General features: G+C 53.2%; 18 protein-coding genes. 8 read left to right on the top strand and 10 right to left on the bottom strand.

What is annotated here, in order from left to right; translation table 11 throughout:
- Positions 1-10 precede the first annotated feature (10 nt).
- A complete protein-coding gene (locus THS27_RS10270; RefSeq protein ID WP_085590489.1) occupies positions 11-271 on the top strand; it encodes a SemiSWEET transporter in 261 nt (86 codons plus the stop codon).
- 584 nt (positions 272-855) lie between these two features.
- On the opposite strand, the gene THS27_RS10265 is transcribed toward THS27_RS10270, so the two are convergent.
- The 5 genes from THS27_RS10265 to THS27_RS10245 all read right to left on the bottom strand — a co-directional run bounded on the left by THS27_RS10265 (position 856) and on the right by THS27_RS10245 (position 9,561).
- Positions 856-1,167, bottom strand: a complete 312-nt coding sequence (locus THS27_RS10265) for a Dabb family protein (RefSeq protein ID WP_085590487.1) — start codon at positions 1,165-1,167, stop codon at positions 856-858.
- Between the two features lie 93 nt (positions 1,168-1,260).
- Positions 1,261-2,409, bottom strand: a complete 1,149-nt coding sequence (locus THS27_RS10260) for an ABC transporter permease (RefSeq protein ID WP_085590485.1) — start codon at positions 2,407-2,409, stop codon at positions 1,261-1,263.
- A gap of 3 nt (positions 2,410-2,412) precedes the next feature.
- A complete protein-coding gene (rbbA, locus tag THS27_RS10255) occupies positions 2,413-5,214 on the bottom strand; it encodes a ribosome-associated ATPase/putative transporter RbbA (protein ID WP_085590744.1) in 2,802 nt (933 codons plus the stop codon).
- A 38-nt stretch (positions 5,215-5,252) separates the two neighbouring features.
- Entirely contained in the window at positions 5,253-6,290 is a 1,038-nt protein-coding gene (locus THS27_RS10250) for an HlyD family secretion protein (RefSeq protein ID WP_085590483.1), read from the bottom strand.
- A gap of 262 nt (positions 6,291-6,552) precedes the next feature.
- A complete protein-coding gene (locus THS27_RS10245; RefSeq protein WP_085590482.1) occupies positions 6,553-9,561 on the bottom strand; it encodes an FAD-binding and (Fe-S)-binding domain-containing protein in 3,009 nt (1,002 codons plus the stop codon).
- A gap of 168 nt (positions 9,562-9,729) precedes the next feature.
- Between THS27_RS10245 and THS27_RS10240 the strand changes: the two genes are divergently transcribed.
- The 3 genes from THS27_RS10240 to THS27_RS10225 all read left to right on the top strand — a co-directional run bounded on the left by THS27_RS10240 (position 9,730) and on the right by THS27_RS10225 (position 13,034).
- Positions 9,730-10,776 (top strand): LysR family transcriptional regulator, encoded by a 1,047-nt coding sequence (locus THS27_RS10240; protein ID WP_085590742.1) that lies wholly within the window; start codon positions 9,730-9,732, stop codon positions 10,774-10,776.
- Positions 10,777-11,055: 279 nt separating this feature from the next.
- Positions 11,056-12,060, top strand: a complete 1,005-nt coding sequence (locus THS27_RS10230) for a patatin-like phospholipase family protein (RefSeq protein WP_246832921.1) — start codon at positions 11,056-11,058, stop codon at positions 12,058-12,060.
- A gap of 107 nt (positions 12,061-12,167) precedes the next feature.
- Entirely contained in the window at positions 12,168-13,034 is an 867-nt protein-coding gene (locus THS27_RS10225) for a phosphodiesterase (RefSeq protein WP_085590476.1), read from the top strand.
- A gap of 113 nt (positions 13,035-13,147) precedes the next feature.
- Here the strand turns inward: THS27_RS10225 and THS27_RS10220 are convergent, their stop codons facing one another.
- Complete coding sequence (locus tag THS27_RS10220) at positions 13,148-13,918, bottom strand: SDR family NAD(P)-dependent oxidoreductase (protein ID WP_085590474.1); 771 nt, start codon at positions 13,916-13,918, stop codon at positions 13,148-13,150.
- Positions 13,919-14,110: 192 nt separating this feature from the next.
- Here THS27_RS10220 and THS27_RS10215 point away from each other — a divergent pair, with 192 nt between their 5' ends.
- Together THS27_RS10215 and THS27_RS27650 are read left to right on the top strand one after the other, a co-directional pair.
- Positions 14,111-15,034, top strand: coding sequence for an AraC family transcriptional regulator (locus tag THS27_RS10215; RefSeq protein ID WP_085590472.1), 924 nt, complete (start codon positions 14,111-14,113; stop codon positions 15,032-15,034).
- 165 nt (positions 15,035-15,199) lie between these two features.
- Positions 15,200-15,769 carry a sugar O-acetyltransferase gene (locus THS27_RS27650; RefSeq protein WP_085590470.1) on the top strand — a complete coding sequence of 190 codons (570 nt, stop codon included), beginning with the start codon at positions 15,200-15,202 and terminating at the stop codon, positions 15,767-15,769.
- 166 nt (positions 15,770-15,935) lie between these two features.
- Here THS27_RS27650 and THS27_RS10205 read toward each other — a convergent pair whose 3' ends face one another.
- Positions 15,936-16,403, bottom strand: a complete 468-nt coding sequence (locus THS27_RS10205; protein ID WP_085590468.1) for a hypothetical protein — start codon at positions 16,401-16,403, stop codon at positions 15,936-15,938.
- Positions 16,404-16,582: 179 nt separating this feature from the next.
- Positions 16,583-17,791: an FAD-dependent monooxygenase gene (locus THS27_RS10195; protein WP_085590464.1), complete on the bottom strand. Its 1,209-nt coding sequence runs from the start codon at positions 17,789-17,791 to the stop codon at positions 16,583-16,585.
- A gap of 81 nt (positions 17,792-17,872) precedes the next feature.
- On the opposite strand from THS27_RS10195, the gene THS27_RS10190 reads away from it, so the two are divergent.
- Entirely contained in the window at positions 17,873-18,301 is a 429-nt protein-coding gene (locus THS27_RS10190) for a multidrug efflux SMR transporter (RefSeq protein ID WP_246832920.1), read from the top strand.
- A gap of 16 nt (positions 18,302-18,317) precedes the next feature.
- Here THS27_RS10190 and THS27_RS10185 read toward each other — a convergent pair whose 3' ends face one another.
- Positions 18,318-18,917 carry a LysE family translocator gene (locus THS27_RS10185; RefSeq protein WP_085590462.1) on the bottom strand — a complete coding sequence of 200 codons (600 nt, stop codon included), beginning with the start codon at positions 18,915-18,917 and terminating at the stop codon, positions 18,318-18,320.
- Between the two features lie 116 nt (positions 18,918-19,033).
- On the opposite strand from THS27_RS10185, the gene THS27_RS10180 reads away from it, so the two are divergent.
- A complete protein-coding gene (locus tag THS27_RS10180; RefSeq protein ID WP_085590739.1) occupies positions 19,034-19,906 on the top strand; it encodes a LysR family transcriptional regulator in 873 nt (290 codons plus the stop codon).
- 189 nt (positions 19,907-20,095) lie between these two features.
- Here the strand turns inward: THS27_RS10180 and THS27_RS10175 are convergent, their stop codons facing one another.
- Positions 20,096-20,563, bottom strand: a complete 468-nt coding sequence (locus THS27_RS10175; RefSeq protein ID WP_085590460.1) for a RidA family protein — start codon at positions 20,561-20,563, stop codon at positions 20,096-20,098.
- Positions 20,564-20,941 lie beyond the last annotated feature (378 nt).

Genomic DNA, 20,941 nt, shown 5'->3' with positions numbered 1-20,941 from the left:
GGAGCATGCTATGGGGTTACCATTTGAAACGGTTTTGGGCCTTCTGGCAGGCAGCATGACGACGCTGGCTTTTTTGCCGCAAGTCCTGCGCACATGGCGCACCCGATCAACTGCAGACATATCGCTGGGCATGTTTTTGGTATTATGTACCGGCATCGCGCTGTGGTTTGTCTATGGTCTGCTCAACGGTGACTGGCCCGTGATCATTTCCAATGGGCTGACCTTCCTGCTTGCGGCTACTATCCTGGGCTTTAAGCTGCGCCATGGCTGACATTACAAAGGCTACAAGTTGATCGGGTGCCATTGCGCGGCCGTTTTATAAGCCTTTCTGGCTGTCATCGCGTAATCCGTTCAAGAGTTCACAGAAAAAGGCGGCCTGACCTAATTGGCCAGACCGCGTTGATTTGCATTTGTGCCCTGAAGATATTTAAAGCGGCTTGATGGCCGTTTTGGCGCTATCCTGGTTTTTGGTAAGTCAGGCTGTGCCGTTTTCGCAATGGCATCCTCGAAATCGCGGATCATTTATTGACCATGGTGACATTCAGGTTCCAAGCGGCTAACCGCGGCTCATTGAATACGATAGTCCGTTGAAACGCCATGGTTTGGCATGGTGGGCGCGGGAACATCATGATCAAGTTCCGGGCACTGCCAAAACCGGCCATTTTATCGGCACCTGACGCAGCGTTCAGGGATGGTCCCGGGTTAAGCTGGACCGTTTTAGTATCGGTTTCATAGCTTGTACCAGCGCTGGGTGGGCATGATGCAATCAGGACATAAATTGCCGGTTTGCCTTGCCCGGAACGTTGTTGAAAATCGTCGCCGCAATGTGTTTGTGGGTTGATTGCGGTATTGTTATCAGCCCAGTTTCAAATCAAACACCACAAGCCCTTTAATGCCGCCTTCGGCGAGACCAACCAGTTCTCCCCCCAGTGCCTTGTGGTCGGGCAGAACCAGATAGGCGTCGCGTGCAGCTTCATCCACAAAATCAACGCAGATGCCGTGGTTGAAACCCTGTTCCAGGTTTTCGGGGCTGACAGACGGGCTGGCATCGAAGTCGCGCATGCCGGGTAGCTGGTCGCGGAGTGCTGCCAGGCGATCAAACAGGTTTTGAATTGTTTTTTCGCTGGTATCAGGTTTGAAATTAACCAGAACAATATGGCGGATCATCAGGCGTACTTCCTTGTATTGGCCAATTGGCGATGAGCGGTTGTTTTTGTTATGTGGGCGCAAAATACCGCATCGCCAGCCGCTTGCCACGATTTATGTGCGCATCACGGCAATGGATTTCCGAAACCGGAAGGCGGCAAAGGCAAAAAACAGCCCGCCAATGCCTGCGACCATGGCAAATTCCGGCCAGACAATATCCAGCCCCGCACCGCGATATAAGATAGACTGGGCAAATTTGACATAATGGGTTGATGGTACAAATGTCATGATCCATTGCATGAGCTGTGGCTGGCTTTCGGTTGGGGTATAGCCGCCTGAAAGCAGGCGCATGGGCAAGACCACCAGCATAAACAACAAGCCAAATTGCGGCATGGATTGTGCCAGCGTGGCCAGAAAAATGCCCAGTGCGGTGGCAAAAAACAGGTATAAGACCGTTCCTGCCAAAAACAGGGCTTCGGACCCGGCAATGGGAACCTTAAGCATCAGCTCAACCACCAGCCCCAATGACAGGCCTGCCGCAACCAGAATGATCAGCCCGTTTGACCATACCTTTGCCATCATGATTTCAAACGGGGCCAGTGGCATCACCAGCAAATGTTCAATGGTGCCATGTTCACGTTCGCGGATCAGTGCCGCCCCGGCCAGAATGATTGACAGCATGGTTACGTTATTGATGATTTCCATCACGCTGGTAAACCACGAACTTTCGGCATTGGGGTTAAAGGCGTAGCGCAAGACCAGATCGATAGGGGATTGTGCCGTTTCGCCTGCAGCCTGGGTTTTGCCGCCCATCCATGTGCGAACTTCCTGACTGAAAATACTGTTGATATATCCTTCGCCAATTCCCGCCTGCATCATGGCGGTGGCATCGATATTTAACTGGATATCGGGTTTTCGCCCGGCAATCACATCGGCTTCGAAATCGGTGGGAATAACCAGCACAAAGGTATATTGGCCGCTATCCATTACCGGGTCGATATCGCTGTAATTGATCAGGACCGGCGTTTTAAAATAGGGTTTTTCAAGCGCATCTCGCAGGCGGGTTGAAAGTTGCGATCTGTCCTGATCGACCACGGCAATTGATGCGTTATGCAGGTCATGTGACAGGCCGGTGGCTGCGGTGTAAATGGCAAACGAAAATGCCCAGACGATCAGGGCCAGCAACACCACATCCTGTCGCAGACTGAACAGTTCCTTGATCCCCAGGCGATAGATGTTTTCAAGACGATGACGCAGTTTCATGTCCTAGCGCTCCTGCCGGGGAAGAAGCAGCATTGAAAGGCCTGTCAGGGCCGGAAAAAACAATGCCAGAATGATAAATTGCGGATACAGCGCCATTAATCCCAATGCCTTGGTAAAGACCCCGACACTGATGGTCATGAAGTGCGAGGTGGGAATGATCATGGATAAAACGCGCGGCCCGGCCTCGAGCGAGGATATTGGCTGCATCATGCCCGAAAACATGACCGACGGGATCATGGTGGCAATGGCGGTGCCAAACAGGGCGGCAATTTGGGTTTTGGTGAACGACGAAATCAGCAATCCCAGCCCGGTTGTTGAGACCACAAACAGGAAAGCCCCTAGGACCAATGCCAGAAAGCTGCCTTTTACCGGCACACCAAAGACAACAACCGCCATGAATGTCATCAGGGAAAAATTGATCATTCCCAATGCTATATAGGGCAATTGTTTGCCAAGCAAAAATTCAAACCGGCTTACCGGTGTAACATACAGGTTGGTAATCGACCCCAGTTCCTTTTCGCGCACCACGCCAACCGCCATCAGCACCGCTGGAATAAATACCAGCAACAAGGCAATCACCGATGGCACAATGGCATAGATGCTTTTGAAATCCTGATTATAGCGATAGCGGGCCTGAATGCCGGCGGGCAGGGCGGTTGCCACATTGCCGGTTTCGCGCATGATGTTGTCGCCAACATACTTTTGGTGAATGCCCTGCACATAGCCATGGATGGTTTCGGCGCGAAACGGCATGGTGGCATCAATGGTAGCGGCAATTTCCGGGCTACGATTTTGTTGCAGCTTGCGGCCAAAATTTGGCGGAATTTCTACTATCAGTGCCAGTTCACCGCTTTTGATGCGGTTTTCCATTTCGGCATAGCTGTGCAGGGGTGGTTTTTCCGTAAAATATCGCGATCCGGCCAAACCTTCCAGATAGGTGCGGCTTTCGGGGGTCTGGTCACGATCCAGTGCGGCATAGGTCAGGTTTTCAACATCGAACGTAATGCCAAGGCCAAAAACCGGCATTAAAATTAATGTGCCAAGCAAAGCAAAGACCAGCCGGATCGGATCGCGAATTAACCCCATTGCCTCGCGCAGGCTATAGGCCCACATGCGGCGCGGGCTAAAGCCGGGAACAGCGGTTTCCGCCCAGTTGGCGGCCGCGATAAAGGTCTCGTTTTCGGCATCTTCGTTTGTGCTAATCTCGCCAATGCCAGGCGTGGCATCTTTGGCATTCGCACTCCGCCCGGTTTTGTCAGTGTCGCCAGTGGCCTCTTTCAGATAGGCGATAAAGGCCTGTTCCAGCGTTTCGGTGCCGCGTTTTTTTACAAGCGCTGCTGGCGTGTCGCTATCGAGAACCTGACCAGCATGCATCAGGGAAATACGGTCGCACCGTGCGGCTTCGTTCATGAAATGGGTGGAAATGAAAATCGTCACACCCTGATTGCGCGACAGATCGATTAACAATTGCCAGAAATCATCGCGTGCGATCGGGTCTACCCCCGACGTGGGTTCGTCAAGAATAAGGATTTCAGGCGAATGAATGATCGCAACAGCCAGCGACAGGCGCTGTCGCACCCCCAATGGCAGTTTTTCAGCCAGATCATCCATATAATGGGTCAAGCCAAACCGGGTTGAAAGGTCATCGATGCGTGACGAGAGTTGATCGGGCGGCAAGTGAAACAGCCGTGCGTGCAAATCCAGATTTTGACGTACGGTGAGTTCGGAATATAGCGAAAAGGCCTGCGACATATAGCCGACCCGTTCGCGCATTTTAAGGTCGGTGCCGTTCGAGGGTTCGCCAAATAGCCATGCCTTACCCTCGGATGCGGGCAGCAGGCCGGTCAGCATTTTCATGGTGGTGGTTTTGCCGCACCCGTTAGAGCCTAAAAATCCAAAAATCTCGCCCCGCTCAATGCGAAAACTGACATGATCAACAGCCGTGAAATCGCCAAACTTTTTTGTCAGGTCTTTTGCTTCGATGGCGGGTTTATCGCCGCTTTCGGGGCGGGGCGGAATAACCAGTTCCTTGTGGTCCTTGCGCTGGTCCTCGGGCAGAAGGGCGATAAATGCAGCTTCGAGGCTGTCGGTTTTTGTTTGTTTCAATAATTCCTGCGCCGTGCCGCGCGCCAGGATTTTGCCGTCATTCATGGCGATCAAATGGTCAAACCGGCTGGCTTCATCCATATAGGCGGTGGCAACCAGCACGGTCATGCCCCGGCGTGCCTTGCGAATACTATCGATTAAATCCCAGAATTGCTGACGTGATAACGGGTCAACGCCGGTTGTTGGTTCGTCGAGAATTAAAATGTCCGGGTCGTGGATCAGTGCGCAGCACAGGCCCAGCTTTTGTTTCATGCCGCCCGAAAGATTACCTGCCGGCCGGTTGGTAAATGGGGTCAGCCCGGTGCTTTGAACAAGATTTTCAATGCGTTGGGCGCGTTCGGATTTTTTTTGCCCAAACAGGCGACCGAAAAATTCCAGATTTTCGCGTACGGTCAAATCCATATACAGGTTTTTACCCAGCCCCTGGGGCATATAGGCAATACGCGGCGATGTTTTGGCACGCTGACGGGCGTTGCGCATATCACCGCCCAGCGTTATGACGTCGCCTTTTTGCACCTGCCGCGCCCCGGAGATCAAGCCAAGCAGGGTGGATTTTCCTACGCCATCAGGTCCGATAAAACCAACAATGCGCCCCTGGTCAAGATCCAGATTAATGTTTAACAGGGCATCGGTTTTACCATAGTGATGTGAAACATTTGCGACCCGCACGGCTGGCCGGGTGTCGGGACCGTTCTTCATGCTGTTGTTCTGGGGTTGTGTGTCACCGGTGGGGGGAATCATTGGTCGCTGGTCCCGCTGGCCGGGTGATCGGTCGTATCAACGGTGCCAGCCCCGGCAGGCAGGTGAACCTTTAAACGGTCCGGCCAGCCGCTGTTGGATGCAAGAATGATATAGGCCTCGCCAGGCAGGCCGGTTTTGACCTTTTCAATGTTTTGTTCCAGCAGGTCCGAACTGATGCGGATTTTAACCCGGAACATCAGTTTCTCGCGTTCGGTCCGGGTTTCAACTTCGCGCGGGGTGAACTGGGCATTGTCGGCAACAAATGAAACCGTGGCAGGAATGACAAAATCAGGTGCTGCATCCAGCACAATCCGCGCTTCGTTGCCAACATAGGCCAGGCCCGCTTGCGAAGTGGGCAAAAACACCGTCATGTAAACGTCGGTTAAATCCAGCAGGGTGACAACCTTGCCACCCGCAGCCAGAACTTCGCCCGGTTCCGCCAGACGGTATTGCACACGGCCGCCACGCGGGGCGGTTAAAACGGAATCATCAATTTGCACCTGAATGCGCGCCACTTCGGCGCCCGCAGCTTCGACAGATCGTTCGGCACTGGTCTGGCGGGCATGGGCAGCTTCAAGCTGGGCGACAGCAATGTCGCGGTCCGCTTCGCGCTGGTCCACCTGTTCGCGGGCGATATTGTTATTTTTTACCAGTTTTTGCGCGCGATCCAATTGTTGTTTTGCCAGGCGCAACTGGCTTTCGCGTTGAACAATTTCAGCCCTGGCTTCGGGGACGGCCTCTTTGGCACGGGCTTCTTGCGCCAATGCCTGTGCCAGTTGGGCATCCAGTTCGGATGTATCCATTTTGGCAAGGATATCCCCGGCATTTACCCGGTCGCCTTCATCGACCAGCACTTCGGAAACCCGTCCGGCATATTTGGTGGCGACGTGGATTTCTTCGGCCTCAATCCGGCCATTGCCCGATGCGATATAGTCGGGCAAGTCATCCTGATTTTGCAACCAGGCATAATATCCGCCACCGGCAACGATAATCAGAATGGCCAGCACAATCAGAACAGGGCGCAGGGTTTTCATAAAAGCAGGCTCCAGAATCACATTGTCGATGTGCTGGCAGGACATTCCGCACCGCACAATATTAGAATACACTGGTATTATCGATTTGCCAGCGAGAAGCGGGTGATATTTGCCAATTATTCTAACTTAACGGGTGATGGCCGTCTTTGATCCTTAACAAACCTGATATTCCGGTGTCTTGCCGGGGGGCATAACCAAAAAAGGCCCGCAACAGTGTGCGGACCTTGAATATACTGGCGGGCGACTTACGCGGTATTCGGGGTTATAGAACCCGGGCCAGATATTCCGCCGGGCTTTGCGGGCGCACACCTTCCTGACGTTTAACCTGACAGCGGCAGGAAAAACCGGTGACCAACATGTTATCGACGCCGGTTTTTTCGGCTTTTTTCTGCCAGCTCATTTCATAAAGGCGGCGCGAATTATCGTGGTTGGCGGTTTCGTGGCCATAAACCCCGGCCATGCCGCAACATCCGGTACGTTCGGCCGCCAGTTTGATGCCAAAGGCATCGAATATTTTTTGCCATTTTACGCTGACATCGGGGATCGATGTTTTTTCGGTGCAGTGGGGGAAAAGGGTTGGCACGCTGTTTTGGTCAATGGTGGTCGTCATTTTCGGCGGGGTTAAGCGGCCATTGCGAATTTCGCTTTCAAGCCATTCATGAAACAGATTAACCCGGTAATCGGGCCGGTTTTGCAGCCGTTGGGAATATTCCTGACGGTAGGTTAGCGTTACGCTGGGTTCAATACCGATCATCGGAATGCCAAACTGCGCCAGGTCGCCATAAACTGCATCATTGTCGCGGGCCTGTTTGTCGAACTGTTTTAAAAAGCCTTTGACGTGCTGCGCTTTGCCATTGGGGCGATACGGCGGCACAAAAACCCGATAGCACAGTTTGCGCAGCAAATCGACATGGCCCAAAAATGTTTCAACATCATAATGGGTGGTGAAACAATCCTGTATCAGCAAGACAGATTTAACCCGTTCGGCATCGCTCAGGGTTACAAGCTGGTTTTTGCTAAAGGGGGCAATACCACGGGCATGAAGGGCCGGGGCCAGTTTGCGCGTACTGGTTTTGGGCAAATCTTCCAACCCGGCAAAGCGGGCAAAGGCCCATTTCACCGGCGGCAGGGATTGCAGCATATTAAACAGGGCCGGGGCCGATGCTGTTAGCGGGGCCAGCCGTTCTAACCGGGCAATGATGTAATCCTTTAACGGGCGCGGATAGCGGGCATGATAGGCGGCCAAAAACCGCGATTTCATTTCGGGAATATCCACCTTGACCGGGCATTGCCCCGCACATGCCTTGCACGAAAGGCATCCATTCATGGCGTCATAAACGTCGTGGGAAAAGTCGCGCGCATTGGCAAAGGCCAGCTCGGGGGCTTCGGCATCGGTGCCGACACTGATTTGACGGATCCATTCGCGTACCATGCCCGCACGGCCCTTGGGCGAATGCACCCGGTCGCGCGTGACCTTGTAAGACGGGCACATGGCGTCGAAATCGTCATAGTTAAAACAGGCGCCGTTGCCGTTACAGCGTGTCGCGTTCAAGTATTCGTTTTTCAGCCCCGCTTCGATCTGGCGGTCTAGCTGGCCGCGCATAGGGGCTTCGTCAATCGGGGTTATCGGCAAATCCATGCCATAGGGCGATGCGATTTTGCCGGGGTTAAGTTGGCCTTCGGGGTCAAATTCCTTTTTGATGCGGCGCAGCACATCATAAAGCTCCGGCCCGAAATAGACCGGCGAAAATTCACCGCGGAACCCTTTGCCATGTTCGCCCCAGATCAGGCCGTTATATTTTTTGGTCAGTTCCACCACGCTGTCCGAGACGCGACGCAGGCGAATTTCATCTTCCTCGTCACACATATCGAGCAACGGGCGCACATGCAGGCAGCCGACATCGACATGGCCAAACATGCCGTAATCCAGCCCTTCGCCATCCAGCAAGGCGCGAAATTCGGCAATAAAATCAGCCAGGTTTTCGGGCGGAACGGCGGTGTCTTCAACAAAGGGGGTGGCGCGGCGTTTGCCTTCAAGGTTGCCCAGCAATCCGACCGCCTTGGATCGGATCGACCAGATCGCGGCCATTTGGGCCGGGTCTGTGGCGACCACCGACCCGATGGGGGCATTGGCCTCGTTCGGATTGTCGGCCAAATATTGCGCCAGTTGGCGTTGTTTGTCGGCCAGTTCATCGGCGTCATCGGTGGCAAATTCGACCACGTTAAACCCGCGTGTTGGTATGGTAGCACCGTCTGTGCCCAGCAGTTTGGCCAGCAAATGCCAGCTTTCGTCTTGCTCGGCCAGTTTCATTACCTTGTCATCGATGCTTTCAATCGCAATTGGATCAAAGGCCACCAAACGGCCAACATGGCGCAGGGCATCGTCAAAGCTGGCATAGCGTACAACGGTTAAGGCTTTGTATTTGGGCAGGCGGATTACGCGAAAGGTGATTTCCTTGGTCAGGCCCAGGCTGCCTTCGGCACCGGCGATCAGGAAGCTAAGGTTGCTCGCACCGTCATCGGCCACGGCCTCTTTAAGGTTATAGCCGGTAAGACCCCTGTTCATTTCCGGGAAGGTCGATTTGATTTGATCGCGGCGCGGTAAAATTTCGTCGATGATTTTGCGATAAACGCCACCGATGCGGGTTTTTTGCGCGGCTTCAATGGCGGTTTGTTCGGCATCCAGGGCGGATGTAACAAAATCACTGCCATCCACCAGAACTGTCGTCATTTTTTCGATGTAATGGCTGGTTTTGCCGTAAATGCGCGATCCTTTACCCGAACTGTCCGATCCGACCATACCGCCCACCGTGGCGCGGTTGGCGGTTGACACATTGGGCGGAAAGAAAAAACCATGTGGTTTTAGCCACGCATTTAGCTGTTCCAGCACCACACCGGGTTCAACCCGCACCAACCCGGTTTGCGCATCAAAGTCGATGATGTTGTTGAGGTATTTCGATGTATCGACAATCACGGTGTTATTAAGTGATTGGCCATTGGTGCCGGTTCCGCCGCCGCGCGGGGTTAGTTTGACCCGGCGAAATTCGGCGCGTCCTGCCAGTTCCATCACCACATTGATGTCGTCGCGCTGGCGCGGTTGCAGCACGGCACGCGGCATGACCTGATAAACACTGTTATCTGTCGCATGGATCAGGCGGGTGGGGAAATCGGCATGGATTTCACCGCTAAATTTGCCTTCCAGTTCCAGCGTTTTTAAAAATGCCAGGGTCAGATCATCAAGGCTGCGATCAGGGGTCAGTTTCGGGATCATCGAAATCTCTGTCTACGGGGACGGGATATGTTGGGCAGGGCGGCTATGGCGTAATGTGGACGGTTGTTTTTGTAATGTCACCTTATTCAACCGGATTATGATTGATTGTACAAATCGAAAATTCCGAATTATTATTCGATTTTTACATATAATAAAGCTGGTTTTAAAATGTTGTCATCGGTCAGTTTGCGCCATTTGCGCGGGTTTATTGCTGTTGCGGAACACGGGTCCTTTACGCAGGCCGCCAACGTGTTGGGCATAACCCCGCCCACCTTGACGGCAACCATTCGCCAGTTTGAAGACATTATTGGCATGTCGTTGTTTGACCGAACCACCCGGCAGGTCGCACTTAGCACGGGCGGGGGGCGGTTTTTACCGGTGGCGCGCCGCCTGATGGCTGACTTTGAAATGGCCCTTGATGATCTTGATGCGCAGTCCAAAGGTTTGGGGGGCAAGGTTGTTGTTGCCGCCGCACCGTCGGTGCTGACGCGAATTTTACCGCAGATCATTGTCGAGTTTCATGCCGCCCACCCCGATGCCAGTTTGCGGCTGGATGAAATGAATGCGGGCGAAGTTCATGACGCGGTTGCCAAAGGAGAAGTTGATTTTGGCATCGCTGGCGACTGGAAGCCCTTGCCCGACATTCAGTTCGAACCGCTTTTTAGTGATCAATTGGGGGTGGTGTGTCGCCATGATCATCCTTTTGCTGGCCGTACTCAGGTGTTATGGCATGAACTGGTGGATTACCCTTTTGTCGGCCTGGGGCCGGAATCGGGAACCGGGGCGATATTGGCCCGGCACAGCGGGTTCAATGCCCCGCCAGCGTCCATCGTCACCGATGCGCTGGATGGCGGCCATCAGGACCGTTCGCATTTGGAATTCGAACCGGACGGAGGGCACCCTGATAAAGCCGATATACGGCGTAGCCATGCGCTGCGGCCTGTTGTGGAAACATCAAATACAGTAACGCTTTGTGCCATGGTTGCCGCGGGCATCGGCATTACTATTTTGCCCGAACTGGCCGCGCGGGTAGAGGCCAGCCGTGACCTTGTTTTTGTTCCCCTTGGGGCGCCGGTACGCGAACGCCAAATTGGTGTTATTCGCCGTAAAAGTCGAAGCCTGTCGCCAATTGCGCGTATTTTTCTTGATATCGTTCTTGATCGGGCACCAACCATGCCGTTGGCCGCGCGGTTACGATGGCATTTGCCGTTTTGAAAACCTTTGTTCTGTTGCCCCTTGCGATTTGTTTTGAACGACTACAGTTAAGGTGGATGCTATCTTCGCAATGCAGCATCGCCCGCACAGGGCACGATGTCGCGCATAATGGGCCGGAAACAGGCCCTGATACTGTCCCGATTGGAGAACAAGATGGCGCCTGATTCTTCTGTATCTTCCCCGTCGCGGAAAACAAAATCCCGGCCAAAGCCCATTTCCCGACCCGTTCGGAGAACGCCGAAAATTTGTGGTAAACCGCCATTTAATGCGCAAAACCGGTTGTCGATTGATTTGGCGTTGCAAGGCGGCGGATCGCATGGTGCCTTTACCTGGGGGGTGCTGGACAGGTTGCTTGAGGAAGACTGGATCGACATCGAAGCGATTTCCGGGACATCGGCCGGGGCAATGAATGCCGCGGTTATGGCCGATGGCGTTGCGCAAGGCGGGCGCGAAGGCGGGCGGGCAGCCCTGGAAAAGTTTTGGCGAAAAATATCTGATGCCGCGCGGTTTAGTCCGCTTCAACGTGGCCCGCTTGATATTTTGCTAGGCAACTGGTCGTTGGAAAATTCGCCGTTCTTCCAAATGATGGATATGACAGCGCGGGTTTTTTCGCCCTATCAGCTAAACCCGCTGGGGGGTAACCCGCTGTCGGATATTTTAAATGAAATGGTGGATTTTGACCGGCTGACACATGGCGATATTCGCCTGTTTGTGACGGCAACCAATGTGCAAACCGGGTGTGGGCGCATTTTTCGCAACGAGGACATTGATGTTGATGTGCTGCTGGCGTCTGCCTGTTTGCCGATGATGTATCATGCCGTTGAAATTGACGGTGAGCCTTATTGGGATGGTGGATATTCGGGCAACCCCGCAATTGCGCCTTTGGTGCGTGAATGTGCGGCCAAAGATACGATTCTGGTGCAGATCAACCCGGTTGAACGCCAGGGCACGCCAAAGTCCGCCCGCGATATTGCCAGCCGGTTAAACGAAGTATCGTTTAATTCGGTGTTGTTAAAAGAACTGCGCATGATTGCCCTGTTGCGCCGCGTGGTCAGTGACGAGGAAGAGGAAGGGGCGCGTTGGGCAGAAATGCGGATGCACCGCATCACCGGAGATGTGATGCTGGATCTTGATGCATCGTCGAAAATGAACGGTGAATGGTCGTTTCTGGAAATGCTGCGTGACGAGGGCCGTAAGGCAAGCGAAGCATTTTTAAAGACGCATCAGTCCGACCTTGGGGTGCGCCCCAGTCTGGATATTGATGCCATGTTGCCCGAAGTTTAGGTTTGGCGATGTCGTCATAAAAGTTTCGTTATTTCGATATTGTTCTGGAAGGCACGCGCCGTAATCTGTGATCCTTGCATCGGGGTTTCCTTGTGAAAGGCGCGGCCATGTTAATTGCCCAAATAACGGATTTGCATATTCGTGCGGACCGCCAGCTTGCCTATGGCCAGGTGGATACCGCGACCGCCCTTGAAAATGCGGTGGCCCATGTGCAGGCCCTCGACCCGGCACCCGATGTCATTTTATTTACCGGGGATATTGGTGATATCGGCATTGCCGGGGAATATGACCTGGTAGCTGAAATATTGGCACCATTGTCATCGCCCTGGTACATGATACCGGGCAATCATGACAGGCGGGTTGCGTTGCATCGTGCCTTTCCGCGTGCAATACCGGCGCAGGCAGGTGGTTTTTTGCAATATGCAGTACGGGATTTTCCATTGCACCTTATTGCGCTTGATACCCTGCATGAAGGGTTCGGGCATGGCGTTTTATGTGCGGAACGTTTGACGTGGCTGGATCGTGAACTGGCCCGCCACCCTGATCAGCCAACCCTGATTTTCATGCATCATCCGCCCATCATCAGTGGAATAAACCATATGGACGGGCTCAGGTTGCTGCCCGATACTAACCGCGGTGGCACCCCGGTGGATGAAATCGGGGCCGCGGGGCTGGCGGCAGTGTTGGCACGTCATAGGTCAGTCGTGGGGATTATTTGCGGTCATATCCATCGGCCCATACATTGTTTGTGGCACGGCGTTCCGCTATGTGTGGCACCGTCCGTGGCACATCAGGTTGTTGGTGATTTTCGCAAAAATGGCCCGGCGGCGTTTAATCTGGAGCCACCGGCTATTTTGCTGCATTTTTGGTCGGATGCCATGCATGGGCAGGGGCTTTTGACGCATACAAGTTATATCGGTCATTATGATGGTCCTTATCCGTTTTTTGATAAGACCGGAAAGCTGATTGGCTGAGATGCCTCTGTTTGTTTACGCAAATTGCAGCAGGGGTGAAAAGACCCTGCTGCAATAGTTGCCAGCTAAAACCGGATGACCTCGGATATGACCAGTGGGTGAGGTGTGCCGGGTTAAATGTTCATCCCGCCGGAAACTTCGATCCGTTGGGCATTGACCCAGCGATTGTCATCGGAAAGCAGCGACGCAATCATGGGTCCGATGTCATCGGCAACACCGGCACGACCAAGGGCGGTAACACTTGAGACCATTTTATTGTAATTGGCATTGTCACGAACAGCACCACCACCAAAATCGGTTTCGATGGCACCAGGGGCCACGGTGTTGGCCGTAATGCCGCGTGTGCCCAATTCCTTTGCCAGATAACGGGTGAAAACCTCGATCCCGCCTTTCATCATGCCATAGGCCGCATAACCAGGGCCGCTAAAGCGGGCAAGGCCGCTTGAAAGGTTAATGATGCGTCCGCCATCGGCCATCAGGGGCAATAATTTCTGGGTCAGGAAAAACACGCCTTTGAGGTGAATATTCATCAGGCGATCAAATTGTTCTTCGGTGGTTTCCGTGATCGGCGCATTAATGCCAATACCGGCATTGTTGACCAGGAAGTCAAAACTGCCGCGGCCCCAATTTTCGCTCAGGGCGGTTTTAAGGCTGGCAACAAAATCATCGAAACTTTCCGTGACGCCGCTGTCAAGCTGAAGGGCAACGGCATTGCCACCCAGTTCGGCAATTTCTGCTACGGCTGCGTCAGCTTCGGCACGGTTTGAATGATAGGTCAGAACAACATCAATTCCCTTGCGGGCCAGATTAACAACGGTGTTACGACCAAGGCCACGGCTGCCGCCTGTAACAATGGCAATTTTGGATGCGGTTTGCGCTGTCATGTGCAAAATCTCCGTTCGGGTTTGTGTTGATTGCAAGCTACGCCTGCCGCGTTTTTACTGCATGCCCGGTCATGCGAAGTTTTTGCCTGATTCTCCAAAACGTGGTGAAGGGGCTTTGTCAATGCGGCGGGTCAGGGTAGTTTTACGGGAATAATCCTCTGTAATTTTTTGTCCTGATAGGGAAGCGCGGTCATGGTGTTTGGTCCGAAATATGACGAAATCAAAACAGCACTTTCATCTTGCCTGGCGGGGCTGGGCGCGGAGAACGGCGTGCATAAAACCGCGATTGACGGGGTTATGGTCATGCGCGAAACCGCACCAACAGGGCTGATACACATGATGTACCGGCCTGTTTTATGTCTGGTCATGCAAGGTGCAAAGCAGGTGACAGTGGGCGGAAAAACCACCGGTTTTCAGGCAATGCAGTCCCTTGTTGTCAGTGTTGATTTACCCGTGATCGGCAAGGTTACCAGGGCCACCTGCGACGAACCGTTTCTGGCAATGTCGATCGATATTGACCTTGCTGAAATCCGCGATTTATTGGCGGAAATTGAAAAGGATGTTGGCGCAGGCAATACAAGCAGCAAAACAGACCAGCCCGCGCTGTATATTGAAAATGTCGATGACGCGATGCTTGATTGTGCCGGACGTATTTTTCAACTGCTAGAGCGGCCCCAGGCGATCAGCGTGGTGTACCCGTTAATTCGCCGAGAAATATATTATTGGCTGTTGTGTGGCCCGCAAGGCGATGTTTTGCGCCGCATGAGCCTGCCAGACGGGCATACAAGACGCATTGCCCGGGCGATCCATAAAATTCGCAGCGCCTTTAACGAAAGCCTGCGGATTGACCAGCTTGCCGAGATGGCCGGGATGAGCGTTTCATCCTTTCATCAGCATTTTAAATCGCTTACCGGCATGACGCCGTTGCAATATCAAAAGGAATTGCGCCTGCGTGAAGCCCGCCACCTGATGGGGACCAATGCCTTGTCGGCGACCGAGGCCGCCTATGAGGTTGGCTATGAAAGCAGTAGCCAGTTTAGCCGTGAATTTGCCCGCCTGTTTGGCATGACTCCACGGCAAAGTGTTGCCCGTATGCGCACAACGACGATCAATTAAGTGGCCTGCTATATCGGTGCAACTGTGACGGGTTTAAACGATCCGTGTCGGTAACCCATATTTGATTACCGTGTTTGTTTTATTGGCCTTTTCCCTGCCAATTTCTTGCGGTGAGCGTCATCCTGGGGCAAAGTCATCGCAAAATACAATCGGGGGAATGGCGTTTTGACGGCAAGCGAGCGTGAGAAAATGGTGTCCGGGCAGTGGTATCGGTGCCTGGATGACGAATTGGCAGACATGAGGATGGCGGCACGTCATGCTGTCTTTGCCCACAATAATACGCCGCCCGATGATCGCGGCAATATCACAGCGGCCTTATTGGCATTGCTGGCTTATGCGGCCCCGGACGCCCGTATTGAAGCGCCATTTCATTGTGCCTATGGTTGCAACATTCATCTTGGTGCCCAGGTTTTTATCAATTCGGGCTGCACATTTCTTGATAGTGCGGAAATAAATATCGGGGCGGGCACTATGCTGGGGCCTAACGTGCAAATTTATTGTCCGCAACATCATAAAGACCCGGTTTTACGCAAGGACGGCCTTGAAATTGCCCGGCCGGTTTTTATCGGGGAAAATGTCTGGGTTGGTGGCGGTGCAATTATTATGGGCGGCGTTCATATTGGCGACAATGCCATTATCGGGGCCGGTTCGGTGGTGACACGTGATGTTCGCGCAGGAATGACGGTGGTAGGTAACCCGGCCCGTGAAATGATTAACCGGTCATCTGTGGCCTGAACCTGTGCTTTACACGTTGCCGGTGCCAACCTGTTTTATGGGATTTTGGCGGGGCAGTATGGCAACAGGGGCTTTGAGACCGAAAAGATATTGTTGGATTGACGGGCCGGGATGGGGGCATTTGTTGCCAGTTGCGTATCGTGCGTTCATGCCTGCTAGGGGGCGGTTAACGCCGGGTTTGCATCAATGTATCGACTGCGGCCTGATGATTGCGAATAAATTCAAGGTTATCAGGATTGGTGTTGGGGATTTTATCGGGGCCAACCCGGACGGCAACAGCACTGTGGGCCAATGTCATGCTGGCAATCAGATACTCACGCGCGTTAAAGCCGTTTTTGGCTAATAGGGCCTTGATTTTTGGCTGGTTATTCAGGTTTGCAACCATTTCATCAAGTGATTTGGGTTTCGGCGATTTCAAATCATAGTCGTCTTTATTGTTTTTGATTTCGGTGACAACGTTTGTCATGCGTTCAAGTTCATCGGCGGTCAATTTATGGCCTGCTGTGGCTTTGGCAATATCCTGGCGCAGGGTATTGTCGCCATTGGCCGCAGCGGCCGGGAAACTGGTTGCGACACCAATAAACAATGTTAATGCCAGGGCGAGGATACCTGTTTTACCGGGGATTCTGAACATGTCGGTGTCTCCTGTCGTGGGCGTTTTTTCGCGTTTTTTGGGTCAGACATTTGCGACCTACACCCATAATTTGACAAGAATGTGGGCAGGGACAATTTGTGAACCACAAACAGAACCGGGCCGGGGCAAACAGATGTGCATCTGGTCGGCTTTTATGCGGGTTGCGGTATTATCGGGTGTTATTTGCCAATCCCGGCCTTGATTGCCAGGCGGCGTAACGGGCCGATATGGTTGATCGCGCAAAGCCCGCTATAGCGCAAGTCTCGCAGGAATTTTGGTTCTGCCATTGCGGCACGGTTTAGCAGGTCAATGCCACCAACCCGGCCAACGGTTTTTGGCAACTGTCGACGTTCCCAGCGGTGCAGCAAGGCATCGCTACCGATATCGCGGTTTTCCAGCTTTGCAAGGTCGATCTGCTTTGCCAGCGTTTCGATGTCATGCAGGCTCATATTAAGGCCCTGTGCGCCAATGGGCGGTACCACATGGGCGGTTTCGGCAATTAACGCCAGGCGTGGCGCAGTTAACCGATGGGCAATTTGCGCCACCATTGGCCAAACAGCACGCGGTGTTACGATATCAACCGGGCCAAACAGGTTGATTGTTTCGGTCGTTAGCTCGCGGGCCAGCGCCGCATCATCCATCGCGGCCAGTGTTTGCGCGCGGGCATGTGGCACCATCCAGACAACCGATGAACAGGCTTTGCCGTTATGGTCGGGCATCGGCACCAATGTAAGCGGGCCGCCCGAACGATGAATTTCGGTCGAAATATTATCGTGTGGGGTATCGTGGGAAACGGCAAATACCAGCGCATCCTGTTCATAAGACCACCGGTTAAAACGGATGCCAGCCAGATCGCGCAGGGTTGAATTGCGCCCGTCAGCTGCCAGAACAAGCGACGCAGCAAATTTTTGCCCATTCGACAGGGTTATAATCGCCGGGCCGGGGCCAGCCGGTGTGGGCGCGCGATAGCCGGTTACCTTGCAGCCATTCATTAAACGCACATTATCAAGGGTGGCGATTTTACGTAAAAGGGCGGCTTTGGCGGCAATGTTGGTGATGTTCCAGCCAAAATAGCCATCGCTGGTTTCTGCACCATCAAAATCGGCGGTTTCGCGGGGGGTACGTTCGGCCCCACCCGCATCAACGATGCGCATGACGCGTAATTGCGCACCGCTTTGCTGCATGTCATCCCAAACACCGGCATAGGTCAGGGTGTCGATACCCGGTTTTAAAAATGCCGTGGTGCGCAGGTCGGTTGTGGCTGTGTCGGGGGTATCTTTCGGGGCTGGGTCAACAATGACAATCTGGTGGCCATCGGCTGCAAGGCGTGCTGCTGCACTTAACCCGGCGATGCCGCCACCAGCGATCAGGATTTCGGTTTCTTGCATTATCTGTCCACCCGTGTTGCCGGAAATCTTTTATTCTCCTGATATATAGAACGCTTTGGCGGTTGGGCAAAGTGCTGGATCGTGGCGAGGTGGCCGAAAACCAGTCATGCAAACCCGGTGGTTGCGCCACGTGTTGATTTTCTGCATGCTCGCGGCGATTTTGGCATTGGTGACGGGAACAAAAAAATGGGTGCGTGGCTGTATTTGATTTGCGCGATCAGCCTTGAAGTTGCGGGCACGGTCAGCCTTAAATTTTCCGACGGGTTTCGCGACTGGCGTTTTACCACATTGACGCTTGGCTTATACGCGATCAGCTTCTGGGTGCTTTCCATAACACTTCGTACCATACCGGTCAGCACGGCTTATGCCATCTGGTCAGGTTTGGGGATGGCCGCCATCGCGGTGATCGGCATGGTGTTTTTCAAAGAACCGGTTACCGCCATCAAGGGCGTGTTTCTGTTAATGATTATCGGCGGTGTTGTGGGGTTAAATGCTGTTGGAAAACATTAATGTCATGACCTGCGGTTTATAGAACCCATATTGGAACGACCGACGCTGCCAGCAATATTCCCAGCGCGATATTCAGGATTCTCCATTGGATATCCGATTTTAATAATCGCGCCAGAACTGCACCGGTACTACACCATAGCGATAAGGAAAATATCGCTGAAACACCAAAGCCAAGCCCCAATAGGGACGCCAGACTGACCGGGTTTGTGATCAGGCTGGAAAAGGACGCAGCAGCCCCCATTGTCATGGCCCAGCCTTTCGGGTTTAGCCACAAAAGACCCATCCCGCCCAGGAAACTTACAGGTTTGCCAAGGTCTGCCTTTTGTTGGGGGCGACCGCTACCTGCGATAACAAATGCCAGCCATAACAAATAAGCTGTTCCGGCAATTTTCAGCAACATATGTAATATCGGGCTTGCCAGAACCAGGCTTGCCAACCCTGCTGCTGCGGCGGCGGCCAGGGTTGCCATCCCTACAGCAATGCCGAAAATCATGGGAATGGAACGTGCCACACCAAATTGCAGGCCCGATGCCGTTGCCAGTGTGGTCGCCCCGCCAGGCGAAATGGTTGCAATTAATGTGAACAGGGCTAATGGCCCCAATGCGTCCAGTGTCATGGTATTTTATTCCGTTGATAAGCTGACAAAGTAATGTCGGCCCATCAAATACCGCCGCTTTGAATTATGAAAGGCAATGTTTGTAATGGTTGGCATTACAATGCATAATGCTACTTATGGCAGGAAATCTTGATACGGCATTAATTCGCACATTTATTACGGTGGCCGAGAAGGCCAGCATGACAGCGGCAGCATCCACATTGCATCTAACCCAGGGTGCAGTAAGCCAGCAGGTGAGACGGCTGGAGGATGTTCTGGGGGCGTCCCTGTTTGAACGTGACCGGCGTGGTTTGCGATTGACTGGCGCGGGAGAACGTCTTTTTGGTCGCGCCCGGCAAATTTTAGCCCTGAACGATGAAATCTGGACTGAAATGACCGGGGATGTGCAGCGCGGACAAGTGCGCCTGGGTGTGCCTTTTGATTTGGTGGGCAAGGGAATTTCGCCTGTTTTAAAAAGTTATAATGCCGCGTTTTCGCAGGTTGAATTGTCGCTGGTTTGTGCCGCATCGCCAGATTTGAAAGCCGGACTTGCGGCAGGCGACATTGATGTTGCCCTGATCGAGGAACCCGTTGGGCAGGGCAGTGGGGAATGTTTGCGTATTGAACGCCTGGTTTGGGTGGGTGCCAAGGGCGGCACCGCACGTGCCAAACGCCCTTTGCCTGTATCCATGGTCAGCCAGTCCTGTGCGTTTCGTCCGGCAGTTTTTAATGCGCTGGAAAGCCGCAAAGTGGCCTGGAGAACGGTATTTGAAAGCGGAAATATCGAAGCAACTGCTGTTACCGTGCGAACCGACATGGCGGTAACCGTCTGGTTGGCAGCAACAGTGCCCGATGATCTGGAAATTATGAACGATGATCCCGAATTGCCATCACTGCCCGCCTTCGCCATTAATATGTATTGGATGCCAGATGGGGCAAAACCTGCGGTACGCGCGCTGGCTGACCATATGCGTAATCATTTGTTTGGCAAGGATGGGCCGCAGCCCTGATTGTGAGAAGCGATTGACAATAGGATTTTCACATCAGGATGCATAAAGGGCATCTGGTTTGATGATTTTGGCCTATGACTTTTTATTCAAAATTGCCCGATGCCGGAAAGCTGAGATGGTAGAACAAGACAAAACCGGGCGCATTGGCCCGGTTTTGATATAGGTAAGGTGTTGATGGCGCCGGAATGTTTAGTCGGCGACTTCAAAAACGCCATCAATTTCAACGGCGACACCCAAAGGTAGCGATGCCACCCCGACGGCGGAGCGGGCATGTTTGCCGACATCACCGAAAATTTCGACCATGGTGTCCGATGCGCCGTTAACGACTTTTGGCTGGTCGGTGAATTCGGGCGCGGAATTGACAAAGGCGTTCAATTTGACAACGCGGGTTACTTTATCAAGGTCGCCGACTGCTGCACGTACCTGCGCAATCAGATTTAGCGCGCATAAACGGGCGGCTTTCTGGCCCTCTTCAACGTCGTATTCCTTGCCCAGTTTGCCGATGAATTTCAGCTCGCCATTTTCCATGGTGATCTGGCCGGAAATGTTCACAAGGTTACCTGAACGAACATAGGGCAAATAATTTGCCACCGGTGCATTCGCCTGCGGCAAGGTAATGCCAAGTTCGCTAAGGCGGGCGTCGATTTTTCCTGACATGACAGTTTCCTTTGTTTATGGGGCAGTCTGGATTTGTTGGCGTAATCTATCGGGGTTAAGGCGCGAACAAAACCTTTTCTTTGTGTGCAATTATGCCCGGTTTTAGGCCAAATTCGCTATTGTTCTAAATTGCTCATTTGTAATTTGTTATTTTCCCGTGCAGAAAGCCCGATACGGCATAAAAATTAGGCCATATGAAATGGGGAAACGGATAATGACGGTTTCGAACAACTGGGTCGACAGGGTGCATGGCGGGTGGCTGGCGTTGCTGGGTATCACCATTTTAAGCCCTGATGCCCTATTGATCCGTTTGATCCGGGCGGACGATATGACGACCGCTTTCTGGCGGTTGTTGATCCTTGGCCTTACCCTGATGGT

The sequence above is a fragment of the Thalassospira sp. MCCC 1A01428 genome (assembly GCF_002115825.1).
In the GTDB taxonomy this organism is placed as follows: Bacteria; Pseudomonadota; Alphaproteobacteria; order Rhodospirillales; family Thalassospiraceae; genus Thalassospira.
Note: the sequence above shows the minus strand (reverse complement) of the source record. Positions and strands in the feature narration are given on the sequence as shown.

Coding starts and splice junctions, on each gene's coding strand:
- THS27_RS10270 (WP_085590489.1), top strand. CDS start 11: ATGGGGTTACCATTTGAAACGGTTTTGGGCCTTCTGGCAGGCAGCATG.
- rbbA (WP_085590744.1), bottom strand. CDS start 5,214: ATGAAGAACGGTCCCGACACCCGGCCAGCCGTGCGGGTCGCAAATGTT.
- THS27_RS10245 (WP_085590482.1), bottom strand. CDS start 9,561: ATGATCCCGAAACTGACCCCTGATCGCAGCCTTGATGATCTGACCCTG.
- THS27_RS10205 (WP_085590468.1), bottom strand. CDS start 16,403: ATGTTCAGAATCCCCGGTAAAACAGGTATCCTCGCCCTGGCATTAACA.
- THS27_RS10225 (WP_085590476.1), top strand. CDS start 12,168: ATGTTAATTGCCCAAATAACGGATTTGCATATTCGTGCGGACCGCCAG.
- THS27_RS10220 (WP_085590474.1), bottom strand. CDS start 13,918: ATGACAGCGCAAACCGCATCCAAAATTGCCATTGTTACAGGCGGCAGC.
- THS27_RS10265 (WP_085590487.1), bottom strand. CDS start 1,167: ATGATCCGCCATATTGTTCTGGTTAATTTCAAACCTGATACCAGCGAA.
- THS27_RS10180 (WP_085590739.1), top strand. CDS start 19,034: ATGGCAGGAAATCTTGATACGGCATTAATTCGCACATTTATTACGGTG.
- THS27_RS10195 (WP_085590464.1), bottom strand. CDS start 17,791: ATGCAAGAAACCGAAATCCTGATCGCTGGTGGCGGCATCGCCGGGTTA.
- THS27_RS10215 (WP_085590472.1), top strand. CDS start 14,111: ATGGTGTTTGGTCCGAAATATGACGAAATCAAAACAGCACTTTCATCT.
- THS27_RS10250 (WP_085590483.1), bottom strand. CDS start 6,290: ATGAAAACCCTGCGCCCTGTTCTGATTGTGCTGGCCATTCTGATTATC.
- THS27_RS10185 (WP_085590462.1), bottom strand. CDS start 18,917: ATGACACTGGACGCATTGGGGCCATTAGCCCTGTTCACATTAATTGCA.
- THS27_RS10175 (WP_085590460.1), bottom strand. CDS start 20,563: ATGTCAGGAAAAATCGACGCCCGCCTTAGCGAACTTGGCATTACCTTG.
- THS27_RS10240 (WP_085590742.1), top strand. CDS start 9,730: ATGTTGTCATCGGTCAGTTTGCGCCATTTGCGCGGGTTTATTGCTGTT.
- THS27_RS10260 (WP_085590485.1), bottom strand. CDS start 2,409: ATGAAACTGCGTCATCGTCTTGAAAACATCTATCGCCTGGGGATCAAG.